The organism is Klebsiella sp. CN_Kp091 (assembly GCF_040065095.1).
GTDB classification, from domain to species: Bacteria; Pseudomonadota; Gammaproteobacteria; order Enterobacterales; family Enterobacteriaceae; genus Klebsiella; species Klebsiella aerogenes.
Window position 1 is genome coordinate 195,992 of sequence record NZ_JBEAIO010000001.1, and the last position, 13,861, is coordinate 209,852.

Annotated in this window: 12 protein-coding genes; 10 read left to right on the forward strand and 2 right to left on the reverse strand. The window is 57.8% G+C overall.

Annotation, left to right across the window (positions count from 1 at the left end; all coding sequences use genetic code 11):
• Nucleotides 1-44 precede the first annotated feature (44 nt).
• Entirely contained in the window at nt 45-950 is a 906-nt protein-coding gene (locus ABLV17_RS00915) for a LysR family transcriptional regulator (protein WP_087860164.1), read from the reverse strand.
• A 127-nt stretch (nt 951-1,077) separates the two neighbouring features.
• Between ABLV17_RS00915 and ABLV17_RS00920 the strand changes: the two genes are divergently transcribed.
• The 9 genes from ABLV17_RS00920 (at nt 1,078) to ascB (ending at nt 11,519) form a co-directional block, all read left to right on the forward strand.
• Nucleotides 1,078-2,436, forward strand: a complete 1,359-nt coding sequence (locus ABLV17_RS00920) for an aromatic acid/H+ symport family MFS transporter (RefSeq protein ID WP_271031703.1) — start codon at nt 1,078-1,080, stop codon at nt 2,434-2,436.
• 11 nt (nt 2,437-2,447) lie between these two features.
• Nucleotides 2,448-3,485: a gentisate 1,2-dioxygenase gene (gene gtdA / locus ABLV17_RS00925; protein WP_213794384.1), complete on the forward strand. Its 1,038-nt coding sequence runs from the start codon at nt 2,448-2,450 to the stop codon at nt 3,483-3,485.
• Between the two features lie 17 nt (nt 3,486-3,502).
• Nucleotides 3,503-4,204 (forward strand): fumarylacetoacetate hydrolase family protein, encoded by a 702-nt coding sequence (locus tag ABLV17_RS00930; RefSeq protein ID WP_015365722.1) that lies wholly within the window; start codon nt 3,503-3,505, stop codon nt 4,202-4,204.
• A gap of 8 nt (nt 4,205-4,212) precedes the next feature.
• Nucleotides 4,213-4,857 (forward strand): maleylacetoacetate isomerase, encoded by a 645-nt coding sequence (maiA, locus tag ABLV17_RS00935; RefSeq protein WP_271031702.1) that lies wholly within the window; start codon nt 4,213-4,215, stop codon nt 4,855-4,857.
• A gap of 12 nt (nt 4,858-4,869) precedes the next feature.
• Entirely contained in the window at nt 4,870-6,063 is a 1,194-nt protein-coding gene (locus ABLV17_RS00940) for a 3-hydroxybenzoate 6-monooxygenase (protein ID WP_032708754.1), read from the forward strand.
• Between the two features lie 74 nt (nt 6,064-6,137).
• Nucleotides 6,138-7,070 (forward strand): tRNA dihydrouridine(16) synthase DusC, encoded by a 933-nt coding sequence (gene dusC / locus ABLV17_RS00945; protein ID WP_087860168.1) that lies wholly within the window; start codon nt 6,138-6,140, stop codon nt 7,068-7,070.
• A gap of 209 nt (nt 7,071-7,279) precedes the next feature.
• Nucleotides 7,280-8,113, forward strand: a complete 834-nt coding sequence (bglG, locus tag ABLV17_RS00950) for a transcriptional antiterminator BglG (protein ID WP_032712035.1) — start codon at nt 7,280-7,282, stop codon at nt 8,111-8,113.
• A gap of 28 nt (nt 8,114-8,141) precedes the next feature.
• Nucleotides 8,142-10,109 (forward strand): PTS beta-glucoside transporter subunit IIABC, encoded by a 1,968-nt coding sequence (gene bglF / locus ABLV17_RS00955; protein ID WP_308958199.1) that lies wholly within the window; start codon nt 8,142-8,144, stop codon nt 10,107-10,109.
• Between the two features lie 15 nt (nt 10,110-10,124).
• Entirely contained in the window at nt 10,125-11,519 is a 1,395-nt protein-coding gene (ascB, locus tag ABLV17_RS00960) for a 6-phospho-beta-glucosidase (RefSeq protein ID WP_308958200.1), read from the forward strand.
• A 38-nt stretch (nt 11,520-11,557) separates the two neighbouring features.
• Here ascB and ABLV17_RS00965 read toward each other — a convergent pair whose 3' ends face one another.
• Entirely contained in the window at nt 11,558-12,292 is a 735-nt protein-coding gene (locus ABLV17_RS00965; protein WP_308958201.1) for a class I SAM-dependent methyltransferase, read from the reverse strand.
• A gap of 124 nt (nt 12,293-12,416) precedes the next feature.
• On the opposite strand from ABLV17_RS00965, the gene mdtQ reads away from it, so the two are divergent.
• Nucleotides 12,417-13,856 (forward strand): multidrug resistance outer membrane protein MdtQ, encoded by a 1,440-nt coding sequence (gene mdtQ / locus ABLV17_RS00970; RefSeq protein ID WP_087860172.1) that lies wholly within the window; start codon nt 12,417-12,419, stop codon nt 13,854-13,856.
• The last annotated feature ends 5 nt before the right edge of the window (nt 13,857-13,861 follow it).

Sequence of the window (13,861 nt, forward strand, 5' to 3'; positions counted from 1 at the left end):
ATGAATTCTACGCATCGTCAGCATAGAAAATGGGAACAGCGGCCTTATTCTGCGAGGTAGTGCAGAAAACGAGTGAGCGCCAGCGACGGTACTTCGCTTTTGCGCCAGAACACCCCAACGCTACCTTTTTGTTCAATACGCGGCAAATTCAGAATCGTCAGCTGCCGATGTTCGGCGTAATGCTGCGCCAGCCGCAAAGAAAGAATAGAGATCATATCGCTGCTTTGCAGCAAATTGCTGGTGACATTCATTGAGGCTGACTCGATAGTATTCTCCGGCAGCATGACGCCGTTATCGACCAGCGCGTTATCAATGCTCTGACGAATGGGCGTGCCGGTAGGCCAGACTATCCAGCGCCAGACGGCGAGATCCGCCCAGCTCAAACGCGGCATGCTAGCCAGCGGATGGTCGGGACGGGCGACGAAGCACACCGGTTCGGTATACAGCACACGATAGTTGAGTGGCAGTTCCAGCGCGCGGCCGCCAACACGTCCGACGACCACATCGACCACGCCGGAGAGCAGGTCGTGCAGCAGCGGGGTCATCACTTTTTCTTCGATATTCAGATGCAGGGTCGGCATCTCTTTAAGCAGGGCGAGGATGGCCTGCGCCACGCAGTCTGTCGCCACGGGAGAGCAGCCTACCATCAGGCTGCCGACCAGCCCGCCTTGCTTAAAGCGCTCAATCTCATACTGCGATCGCGACATGTCGTTGATTAGCCGCTGGGCGTGCTGGAGCAGCAGTTTACCGCCTTCCGAAGGGCGCAGGCCCTTACTGTGGCGCTCAAAGAGCGGCATGCCGACTTCTTCTTCAAATTGCGTCAGCCACTTAGAGAGTGCGGGCTGGGTAATATTCATCATTTTCGCGACCTGCGTGAGATTGCCTTGCTCACCCAGCGCCACCAGCATTTTCAAATGCTGCAGCTTCAACTTTTGCGTCCAGTTCGCCATCAGCCGATAACCTCCAGGTTATGTCTATGCCCGAAAAGCCATTGTACATTTCATCGCCATGCTTACAAAATCGCAACATAAAAGAAATAAATACAACATCTACCCTGACCTGCACTGAGGCATCATTATGGCTCAACGACGTGAACTACAGACGTTACTTAACGCAGCGCCGGTTGGCGCCCTGCAGTGGCGTGTGATTATCTGCTGTTTTCTGGTGGTCATGCTTGATGGTTTCGACACCGCCGCCATTGGTTTTATCGCCCCCGATATCCGCGTTCACTGGCAATTGAGCGCCAGCGACCTCGCGCCGCTGTTTGGCGCCGGGCTATTGGGATTGACCGCCGGGGCGCTGCTCTGCGGCCCGCTTTCCGACCGCTTCGGTCGTAAACGGGTGATTGAGTTCTGCGTGGCGCTGTTTGGCCTGTTTAGTCTGCTCTCCGCATTCTCGACGAATCTTGAGATGCTGGTTATCCTGCGTTTCCTCACCGGTCTGGGATTGGGCGGGGCGATGCCCAACACCATCACCATGACCTCGGAATATCTGCCCGCCCGCCGCCGCGGCGCGTTAGTTACCCTGATGTTCTGCGGCTTCACGCTGGGTTCGGCGCTGGGCGGCGTGGTGAGCGCCCAACTGGTGGCGCATATCGGCTGGCACGGCATTCTGGCCTTAGGCGGGATCCTGCCGCTGCTGCTGGCCGTCGCGCTGCTGTGGGCGCTGCCGGAGTCGCCGCGCTGGCAGGTTCGTCGCGGGCTGCCGCAGGCGACCATCGCCAGAACTGTCAGCGCTATCACCGGCGAGCGCTATCCCGAGACCCATTTCTGGCTGGATGAACCGGCAGCCGGGCCGAAAGGCAGCATTAGCCAGCTGTTTGTCGGCCGCCAGTTGACGATCACCTTGATGCTCTGGGTGGTGTTCTTTATGAGCCTGCTGATTATCTATTTGCTCTCCAGCTGGATGCCGACGCTGCTTAACCATCGTGGTATTGATTTGCAGCACGCTTCGTGGGTGACCGCCGCGTTTCAGGTGGGCGGCACGCTCGGCGCACTGTTGCTCGGCATCCTGATGGACCGTTTCAATCCCTTCCTTGTGCTGGCGCTGAGTTACTGCCTGGGGGCGTTGTGCATCGTGATGATCGGTTTAAGCGAAAACGGTTTGTGGCTGATGGCGCTGGCGATTTTCGGCACCGGCATTGGCGTGAGTGGTTCGCAGGTAGGCCTGAATGCGCTGACCGCCACGCTTTACCCAACCCAGAGCCGCGCGACCGGGGTCAGCTGGTCCAATGCCGTAGGCCGCTGCGGCGCCATCGTGGGTTCGCTCTCCGGCGGCATGATGATGGCGATGAATCTCTCTTTCGACACGCTGTTTTACGTTATAGCGGTACCGGCGGCGATCGGCGCGGTGATGCTCATCATGCTGATGCTGGCGGTTCGCCGTCCTGGAGCTGTACCCGACGCGCTGCCCTCTGCCGGTATCGCGAATAAATGAGGAGAACAATAATGACGCCATCTACTCCGCAATCGAACCGCGAACGCCAGCAGTTCTACCAGCATATTGCCGGGCAGAATCTGACGCCGCTGTGGGAATCGTTGCACCATCTGGTGCCGCAAACGCCAAATGCCAACTGCGCCCCGGCGTACTGGAACTATCAGGAAATTCGTCCGCTGCTGCTGGAAAGCGGGCAGTTAATCGGCGCTAAAGAGGCGGTGCGTCGGGTACTGGTGCTGGAGAACCCGCAGCTGCGCGGCCAGTCGTCCATTACCGCGTCGCTGTATGCCGGCCTGCAGCTCATCATGCCTGGCGAGGTGGCGCCGAGCCACCGTCACAACCAGTCGGCGCTGCGCTTTATCGTGGAAGGCCACGGCGCGTTTACCGCCGTCGACGGCGAGCGCACGCCAATGCGCCCCGGCGATTTTATTCTGACTCCGCAGTGGCGCTGGCACGATCACGGCAATCCTGGCGATGAACCGGTGGTCTGGCTCGATGGTCTCGATTTACCGCTGGTCAACTATCTTGGCTGCGGCTTTGCTGAAGATTATCCGCAGGAACAACAGCCAGTGACGCGTAAAGAGGGCGATTACCTGCCGCGCTACGCTGCCAACATGCTGCCGCTGCGCCATCAGGTGGGAAATTCCTCGCCGATTTTTAACTACCGCTACGACCGTAGCCGCGAGGCGCTGCATGACCTGACCCATCTTGGCGAGGCCGACGAATGGGACGGCTACAAGATGCGCTACGTCAACCCGGTCACCGGCGGCTATCCGATGCCCTCGATGGGCGCTTTCCTGCAACTGTTGCCGAAAGGGTTCCGGTCGCGGGTGGCGAAAACCACCGACAGCACCATCTACCACGTAGTGGAAGGTAGCGGCCAGGTGACGATTGGCGAACAAACCTTTGCATTCCAGGCGAAAGACATTTTCGTGGCGCCAACCTGGCACGGCGTATCGTTCAACGCCTGCGAAGAGTGCGTGTTATTTAGCTTCTCGGACCGTCCGGTACAGGAGGCCTTAGGCCTGTTCCGCGAAGCGCGTTATTAATAAGAAGGAAAACAATGATGACTCAATACGTTTTTGCCCCCCAGGCGCCGATTAGCATCCCGGTTGTTGGCAGCGATGAGCAATTCCCGGTACGCCGCGTTTACTGCGTTGGCCGTAACTATGCCGCCCACGCCCGTGAAATGGGCTTCGACCCGGATCGCGAACCGCCGTTCTTCTTTTGCAAACCGGCGGATGCGGTTGTGCCGGTCGCAGCTGGCGAAACGCTGGATCTGCCGTATCCGGCGCAGACCGACAACTATCACTACGAGATTGAGCTGGTGGTCGCCATCGGCAAAGCGGGACGCGACATCCCGCTTGAGCAGGCGCAGGAATATATCTGGGGCTATGCCACCGGACTCGATATGACCCGCCGCGACCGCCAGATGGAGATGCGCCAAATGGGGCGCCCGTGGGAGATAGGTAAAGCATTCGATCTTTCCGCTCCTGTCGCGCCGCTGCATAAAGCCGCCGAGGCGCGCGAGGTGAATCAGGCCGGGATCTGGCTGCAGGTGAACGGTGAAGATCATCAGCGTAGCGATATACGCCACCTCATCTGGTCAGTAAATGAAACCATCAGCTATCTCTCGGGCTTTTTTGAACTGCAGCCCGGCGATCTGATTTTCACCGGCACGCCGGAAGGCGTCGGCGCGGTGGTGAAGGGCGATGTGATTACCGGCAACGTAGACGGACTGACGCCTATCGCCGTTCGCGTGGTGTGAGGTGAACAATGAAGCTGTACAGTTTTTTTAATAGCTCTGCCTCATACCGGGTGCGCATCGCACTGGCCCTCAAGGGCATCGATTATCAGAGCGTGGGGGTGAATATCCGCATCGGGGCGCAGAATGCGCTGGACTACCGGCGGCTCAATCCGGCGGGGCTGGTGCCGACGCTTATCACCGATGACGGTGAATCGCTGAGCCAGTCGCTGGCGATAGTTGACTGGCTTGACCGCCACTACCCACAGATGCCGCTGCTGCCGCAGGAGGATCCGGCGCGGATGCGGGTGCTGGAGATGGTCTACGCCATCGCCTGCGATATTCATCCGATTAATAACATGCGGGTTTTACGCTACCTTAGCGACGAGCTGAAGGTCAGCGAAGCGGACAAAAAACGCTGGTATGCCCACTGGATCCAGCAAGGGCTGAGTGCGCTGGAGCAACTGCTGCGACAATCGAAATCCGGCGCTTTCTGCGTCGGCGATAGACCAACGCTCGCCGACTGTTGCCTGGTGCCGCAGTGGGCCAACGCGCAGCGAATGGGGTGCGATCTGAGCCATTATCCGCGCTGCCAGGCGGTTTACGACGCCTGTACCCGGCTACCGGCGTTTATTGCCGCCGCGCCGGAAAATCAACAAGACAAAATTCCGGCCTAGGGAGGAGGGAAAATGGCGAAAGTGACGCGAGCAATTATTGTCGGCGGCGGCATTGGCGGCGCGGCGACGGCGCTCTCTCTGGCGCGCCAGGGGATCAAAGTGATGCTGCTGGAAAAGGCGCATGAAATCGGCGAAATCGGCGCCGGTATTCAACTGGGGCCGAATGCGTTTTCAGCGCTGGATAGTCTGGGCGTCGGCGAAGTGGCGCGCCAGCGTGCGGTGTTTACCGACCATATCACTATGATGGATGCGGTGAATGGGGAAGAGGTGGTGCGTATCGAGACCGGGCAGGCCTTCCGTGACCATTTCGGCGGCCCGTATGCGGTGATCCATCGGGTGGACATTCACGCCACCGTCTGGGAAGCCGCGCTGACCCATCCCGGCGTGGAATACCGGACTTCAACTCAGGTGGTGGATATCCGCCAGACCGCCGATGACGTGACGGTCTTTGATGACAAAGGCAATAGCTGGACCGCCGATATTCTGCTGGGCTGTGACGGCGTGAAGTCAGTGGTGCGCCAGAGTCTGCTCGGCGATGCGCCGCGGGTCACCGGCCACGTGGTGTACCGCGCGGTGATCGAGGCGGCCGACATGCCGGAGGACCTGCGGATTAACGCGCCGGTGCTGTGGGCCGGGCCGCATTGTCATCTGGTGCATTATCCGCTGCGCGGCGGCAAACAGTACAACCTGGTGGTCACTTTCCATAGCCGCGAAAGCGAAGAGTGGGGCGTGCGCGACGGTAGCAAAGAAGAGGTGCTTTCTTACTTTAAAGGGATTCATCCCCGCCCGCGGCAGATGCTCGACAAACCAACGTCCTGGCGCCGCTGGTCTACCGCCGACCGCGAGCCGGTTGCAAAGTGGGGTAACGATCGCATTACCCTGGTCGGCGATGCCGCTCACCCGGTGGCGCAATATATGGCGCAGGGCGCCTGCATGGCGCTGGAGGATGCGGTAACGATAGGTAAAGCGCTGCAGCAGTGCGACGGCGACGCCGCTCGCGCCTTCGCGCTGTACGAGTCGGTGCGTATTCCGCGTACCGCGCGAATTGTCTGGTCGACCCGTGAAATGGGGCGGATTTATCACGCGGCGGGGGTCGAACGTCAGGTTCGTAATCTGTTATGGAAGGGCAAAACGCAGGATGAATTTTACCGCGGTATCGAGTGGCTTTACGGCTGGAAAGAGGATAACTGCCTCGAACCACGCTAAGGTCTGGTATTGAGGTCTTTCAACCGACGCACAGAGGCGCTACCATAGCGCCTCTTTTTTTTCCGGGTAACGATATGCGTGTATTACTGGCGCCAATGGAAGGCGTGCTCGATTCGCTGGTGCGCGAGCTGCTGACCGAGGTTAACGATTACGATCTGTGCATCACCGAATTTCTGCGCGTGGTGGACCAACTGCTGCCGGTAAAATCGTTCTACAGACTGTGCCCGGAACTGCACCATCAAAGCCGTACTCCGTCCGGCACCCGCGTGCGCGTACAATTGTTGGGGCAATACCCGCAATGGCTGGCGGAAAACGCCGCCCGCGCGGTGGAGCTTGGCTCATGGGGCGTGGATTTAAACTGCGGTTGTCCATCGAAGCTGGTGAACGGCAGCGGCGGCGGTGCGACGTTATTGAAAGATCCCGAACTTATCTATCGCGGCGCGAAGGCCATGCGCGAAGCGGTTCCCGATCATCTGCCGGTGACGGTGAAAGTTCGCCTCGGCTGGGACAGCGGCGAACGGCGCTTTGAAATCGCCGACGCGGTGCAGCAGGCGGGCGCCAGCGAGCTGGTGGTGCATGGCCGCACCAAAGAGGATGGTTACAAAGCTGAACGCATCAACTGGCAGGCCATCGGCGAAATCCGCCAGCGGCTGACTATTCCGGTGGTTGCTAACGGCGAAATCTGGGACTGGCAAAGTGCGCAGGAATGCATGGCGGCTACCGGCTGCGATTCGGTGATGATCGGCCGCGGCGCGCTCAACGTGCCGAATCTCAGCCGGGTAATTAAATACAACGAACCGCGCATGCCGTGGCCGCAGGTGGTTGAGTTACTTAAAAAATATACCCAGCTGGAAAAGCAGGGGGATACCGGTTTATATCACGTGGCGCGCATTAAGCAGTGGCTGGGCTATTTACGCAAGGAATATACTGAAGCGCTTGGCGTCTTTAATGAAATTCGCACCTTGCAAACCTCAGCAGATATAGCGAACGCCATTGCTCGTTATTAGATAAGATGTGTTAATCCGTACGCACTTTATTAATTAGCACTCATTCCTGCACGATGCGACGCGAGCTGTATCACGTTTTTATTCCCTCGCGCTTGAGTCGCCGCAAGAAGTTGATACAGTGCAAACGTTGGATTGCTACTGCTTCGGCAGGCGAAACCTGATTACCTGGCATTTGTCGGGGGTCAGGTTTTTTTGTTTCTGGGGTTCATATGCTAATCGCCAAAGTACTTAATAATAACGTGGTGGTAGTGGTCAACGAGCAGCAGCGCGAACAGGTGGTGATGGGGCGAGGGCTGGCCTTTCAAAAGCGCGTGGGCGACTCGTTGGACGAAAGTAAAATTGAAAAAGTCTTCGCCTTGCAAAGCGATGAACTGGTTGGCCGCTTAGGCGAATTACTCAGTCAGATACCGTTAGAAGTGATGACCACCTGCGATCGTATCATCGAGCTGGCCCGCGGGCGGTTGGGAAAGTTACAGGAAAGTTTGTACATCACCTTAACTGACCACTGTCACTTTGCCATCGAGCGGCAGAAAAACGGCGTCGCGATTCGCAACGTGCTGCTGTGGGAGATTAAACGGCTGTATCCGAAGGAGTTCGAACTGGGGCAGGAGGCGAGGGCCATCATCGCCCGCCGGCTGGGCGTCGAGCTTGCCGAGGATGAAGCCGGGTTTATCGCTTTGCATCTGGTGACGGCGCAGCTCAACAGCGAAATGCCGGAAGTGATGCACGTGACGCGGGTGATGCAGGAGATCCTGCAACTGGTGAAGTATCAGCTGCAGCTTAACTACGATGAAGAGTCGCTCAGCTACCAGCGCTTTGTGACCCATCTGAAGTTTTTCGCCCAGCGCATGTTAACGCGAACGGTAGTGCAGGATGACGACGTCACGCTGCACAGCGCGGTGAAAGATAACTACGCCAAAGCGTGGAAGTGCGCGGAAACGGTGGCGAAGCACTTGCAAAAGAATTATCAACGGGCGCTGACCACCGAAGAGATTATGTTTCTTGCCATTCATATTGAACGGGTAAGAAAAGAGGGGCGTTAATTCCCCCCCAAAACTGGATTGTTACTGCATGATGCAGGCAAAACCTGAGCGCGACGCCAACCGGCGTGGTTCTCGGGTTTTTTTATTTTTAATACTCAGTCGCCGGTTGTCTGTGGGCAGCGGCAGTAAGGAAAAGAGCATGGAATATAAAGCACTCGCGCAGGATATTCTTCACCGCGTCGGCGGCAAAGAGAATATTGTGAGTCTGGTTCACTGCGCGACACGTCTGCGTTTTAAATTGAAAGATAATGCTAAGGCCGATGCCGAAGGGCTGAAGGCGAACCCCGGCGTGATCATGGTGGTCGAAAGCGGCGGCCAGTTTCAGGTGGTCATCGGCAACCATGTTCACGATGTCTGGCTGGCAGTACGCCAGCAGGCGGGATTAAGCGACGACAGCGAACCGGTAACACAGGAGAAAGCGGCGAAAAGCTCGATATTAAGTCAGCTCATCGATATCATTTCCGGCATCTTTACCCCTTTTATTGGCGTAATGGCGGCGACGGGTCTGCTGAAAGGACTGCTGGCGCTGGCGCTAACCTGCGGATGGCTCACGCCGCAACAGGGGACCTATAAAATCTGGTTTGCCGCCAGCGATGCGCTGTTCTTTTTCTTCCCGCTGTTTCTTGGCTACACCGCTGGCAAAAAGTTTGGCGGCAACCCGTTCATCTCAATGGTGATCGGCGGCGCATTAACCCACCCGCTGATGATTCAGGCCTTTGAAGCCAGCCAGACGGGGGCACCAGTGGAACACTTCCTCGGTATACCGGTGACCTATATCAATTATAGCTCCTCGGTGATCCCGATTATCCTCGCCTCCTGGGTCTGCTGCTGGCTGGAACGTAAGAGTAATGCGGTGCTGCCGTCCGCGATGAAGAACTTTTTTACTCCGGCAATCTGTCTTGCGGTGGTTGTGCCGCTGACCTTTCTGGTGATAGGCCCGCTGGCGACCTGGCTGAGCCACATGATTGCAAATGGCTATCAGGTTATCTACGTTTTTGCCCCATGGCTGGCAGGCGCGGTGCTGGGCGCGCTATGGCAGGTATGCGTTATCTTCGGCCTGCACTGGGGGCTGATACCGTTGATGATCAATAACATGACCGTGTTGGGGCATGATTCTATGCTGCCGATCATTCTGCCGGCGGTGATAGCCCAGGTAGGCGCCGTGCTGGGGATACTGCTGGCCACGCGCGATTCGCGTCAGCGGATGCTGGCAGGTTCCGCGTTTTCCGCCGGGCTGTTTGGCATCACTGAGCCTGCCATTTATGGCCTGACGCTGCCGTTACGTCGCCCGTTTATTTTTGGTTGTATCGCCGGCGCGATTGGCGGCGCGATTACCGCCTTCAGTAATAGCTACGCCTATTCCTTTGGGGTGCCGAACATTTTCTTTCCGGCGCAGATGATCCCGCCCGGCGGCATTGATTTTAGCGTGTGGGGGGGATTAATCGGCACCGGCGTGGCTTTCATTCTCGCCTGCGTATTGACCTTCTTCGCCGGCTTGCCGCGCAGCCAGGCGGAACGCGCGGTCGTCGTCGCCTCTGCGGCGGAAAACGATATTCTGGCGCCGATGTCCGGCAGCGTGCTGGCCCTCGATCAGGTGCCGGATAGCACCTTCGCCAGCGGCCTGCTGGGCAAAGGCGTGGCTATTATTCCGGCGGTGGGCAAGGTCATTGCCCCGTTTTCTGGCGAGGTCGCCTCACTGTTTCAGACTAAACATGCCATCGGCCTGCTGAGCGACAGCGGCATTGAACTATTGATTCACGTCGGTATTGATACCGTCAAACTCGACGGCGTACCGTTTACCGCCCATGTCAAAGAGGGGGATAAAGTTCAGGCCGGCGATTTGCTGCTGGAGTTCGATCGTCAGGCCATTCTGGACGCCGGTTACGACCTGGCGACCCCGATTATTATCAGCAACAGCGATGATTACCGTAGCGTTGAGATGGTGTCCGCGAGCGTCGTGGATGCCGGCCAGCCGCTGTTGTCCGTCAGCCATTAATCACAGGAGAGAGCGATGAAAACATTCCCGCAGGGCTTTTTATGGGGCGGCGCCACCGCGGCAAATCAGGTCGAAGGCGCATATCTGGAAGATGGCAAAGGTTTATCCACCTCCGACGTGCAGCCGCAGGGGGTATTCGGCGACGTCGTGGAGCGCGTCGCGGGCGACAGCGGTATTAAAGATGTGGCGATCGATTTTTACCATCGTTATCCGCAGGATATCGCGCTGTTTGCTGAGATGGGCTTCAACTGTCTGCGGGTCTCGATCGCCTGGACGCGTATCTTCCCGAATGGCGATGACGCCGAGCCGAACGAAGCCGGGCTGGTCTTCTACGACAAGCTGTTTGCCGAGATGGCCGCGCACAACATTACTCCGCTGGTGACGCTATCGCACTATGAGATGCCGTGGGCGCTGGTGAAAAACTATGGCGGTTGGAGCAGCCGCAAGGTGATTGGCTTTTTCGAGCGCTATGCCAGGACGGTGTTCAGCCGCTATAAAAATCAGGTCAAACTGTGGCTCACCTTTAACGAAATTAATATGTCGCTGCACGCGCCAATGACCGGCGTCGGCCTGCCGGCCGGTAGCAGCAAAGGCGAAGTCTATCAGGCTATCCACCATCAGCTGGTGGCCAGCGCGCTGGCGGTCAAAGCCTGTCACGAACTGGTACCACAGGGGAAGATTGGCAATATGTTGCTCGGCGGGCTGATGTATCCGCTGAGCTGCAAGCCGGAAGATGTCTTTGAAACGCTGCAGCAAAACCGCAGCTGGCAGTTCTTTGGCGACGTCCAGTGCCGTGGCGCCTATCCGGGCTACATGCAGCGCTATTTCCGCGAAAACGATATTACGCTGACCATCACCGACGGCGACCGGGAAGCGCTGAAAGAGACCGTCGATTTTATCTCCTTTAGCTACTATATGACCGGCTGCGTCACCGCTGATGAAGCGCTGAACCAGAAGGCGCGCGGCAACATTCTCAGCATGGTACCGAACCCGCATCTGGCAAGCTCGGAGTGGGGCTGGCAGATAGACCCGCTGGGGCTGCGTACGCTGTTGAATGTACTGTGGGACCGCTATCAGAAGCCGTTGTTTATCGTTGAAAATGGTCTGGGGGCGAAGGATAAAATTGAAGCCGACGGCAGCATCAACGATGACTATCGCATCAGCTATCTCAACGATCACCTGGTGCAGGCGCGCGAAGCCATTGCTGACGGCGTTGAACTGATGGGCTTTACCAGCTGGGGGCCAATCGATCTGGTTAGCGCGTCGAGGGCCGAGATGTCCAAGCGCTACGGTTTTATCTATGTCGATCGTGACGATCGCGGGCAGGGGACGCTCGAACGGCGTAAGAAGAAAAGTTTTGCCTGGTATCAGGCGGTGATTGCCAGCAACGGCGGTAGCCTGCAGGAATAAGCTATTCGGCGGCCCGGTTGATCCGGGCCGCATGCCGTTTAAGCCGGTTTACCGGCGCGCAGTAAAAAGATCATCGGGCGCTCTTTCTCTTCCTCCAGCGCCGGTTGGGCGGCGATTTGCTCGGCGCTCGGGCCCCATTCATCAAGCTGCTCAAGCACAAAACCGGCCGTGATGAGCGCATTAATCCAGCTTGAGAGTTTGCGATGCTGTTTAATCACCCCGTCGGCAAACCAGTTGCTGATGCGTTCGCCTTCCTGCTGATAGTGGCTCACCGGCCAGCGTTTCCGCCCCTGTTCATCCACCTGCCAGCCTTGCTGCAGCGGCGCGGTATAGATGGGATGTTCGGCAGAAAAGACAAGCTTACCGCCGGGAACCAGTGCCTGATAGAGCGTGGCGAACAGCGGCGCGACATCCGGTAAATAGTGCAGCGCCAGCGAACTGTAGACCAGATCGCAGCTATTCGCAGGCAGCGTCAGGGTTTGCAGGTCGGCGCAGCGATATTCGATAGTCTCGCCGGTGGTCATCTCCCGCGCCCGCTCCAGCATCCGGCTGGAGAGATCGAAACCGATTATCTGTTTTGCTCCTTGTTGCTGCGCCCAGCGGCAAAACCAGCCGTATCCGCAGCCGAGATCGACCACGCGCTGGCCGTCTAACTGTGGCAGCAGGCGCTGAATTGCCGGCCACTCCGGCGCGCCGTCAAGCCCCTTCACCGAACGATCAAGGGTGGCGTAACCGGCAAAGAAACCGGGATCGTCATAAATGTTCTGACTCATTGCAACTCCAATAATAACTTTGTTTATTTTTAGCTGACTCATTGTCAATGCACACGCTTTACTTAACGAACGTCATTCAATTAATTTATGATGACCAACCTTTATAAGTAACCCGACCTGAAGAATGAACCTTACATTGAGCAAAAGCGTGCTGGCGGCACTGCCACTGGCCATCGCGCTGGCTGGCTGCGCGCCATCGCATGACATTGGCGGCCCTTTAAAGCAGCAAACTCCGGCATCTCATGTTTCGATGGATCTGCCCGCCGCCGTAAAAAATGGCTGGCCGCATACCGACTGGTGGAAAGATTACCACGATGCCCAGTTGGATAATCTGATTCAGCGCGCGTTAGCCAATGCTCCGGATATGCAAATTGCCGCGCAGCGCATCAAACTGGCCGAAGCGCAGGCACGAATGTCGCAGGCAAATCTCGGCCCGGAGATGGATTTTTCCGCCGATATCGAACGGCAGAAAATGTCCGCGGAAGGCCTGATGGGACCGTTCGCCACCGATACCGACGGCAACACCGGCCCCTGGTACACCAACGGTACCTTTGGCCTGACCGCCGGTTGGGATCTGGATCTGTGGGGGAAAAACCGTGCGTTGGTGAAAGCGCGTATCGGAGAAGTGAAAGCCCAGGTCGCCGAGCAGGCGCAGACCCGCGAGCTGCTGGCCAGCAGCGTGGCGCGACTGTACTGGCAGTGGCAGACCGAAGCGGCGGTGAAAACGGTGCTGCAGCAGGTCAAAAGCGAACAGAATAATATTGTGAGCGTGGATACCGCGCTCTATCAGCGTGGTATCACTAACTCCGCCGAAGGGGCGGAGAACGACATTAACGTCAGCAAAACCGATCAGCAGCTGGCCGATGTGGCGGGTAATATGAAAGAGATTGAAGCGCGGCTGATGGCGTTAACCAATAGCCAGAGCCAGTCGCTCAATCTGCGTGCGGCGCCGCTGCCCGCGGTCAGCGCGCAGATGCCGAGCGAACTGGGCTATGAACTGCTGGCCCGCCGTCCGGATCTGCAGGAAGCCCACTGGTATATTGAATCCTCGCTAAGCGAAATTGATGCGGCGAAAGCGGCGTTTTATCCGGATATCAACCTGATGGCGTTCCTGCAACAGGATGCGCTGCATTTAAGCGATCTGTTCCGTCATTCGGCGCAGCAGATGGGCGTCACCGCCGGGCTGACGCTGCCTATCTTTGATAGCGGCAGGCTGAATGCCAATCTTGATATCGCCAGCGCGCAGAACGGCCTGTCGATCGCTAAATACAACAAGGCCGTAGTCGATGCGGTGAACCAGGTAGCGAAAACCGCAAGCCAGGTAGAGACGCTGATGGAGAAAAACCAGCAGCAGCAGCAGGTGGAGAAAGACGCGCAGCGGGTGGTCAATCTCGCCCAGGCGCGAATGAACGCCGGTATTTTACCCGGCTCCCGCGTGAGTATGGCGAAGCTGCCTGCGCTACAGGAGCGAATTACCGCGCTGCGCCTGCACGGCCAGTGGCTGGACGCCAGCATTCAGCTGACTTCCGCGCTGGGCGGCGGTTATCACCAGACGACGAAATAACGGCG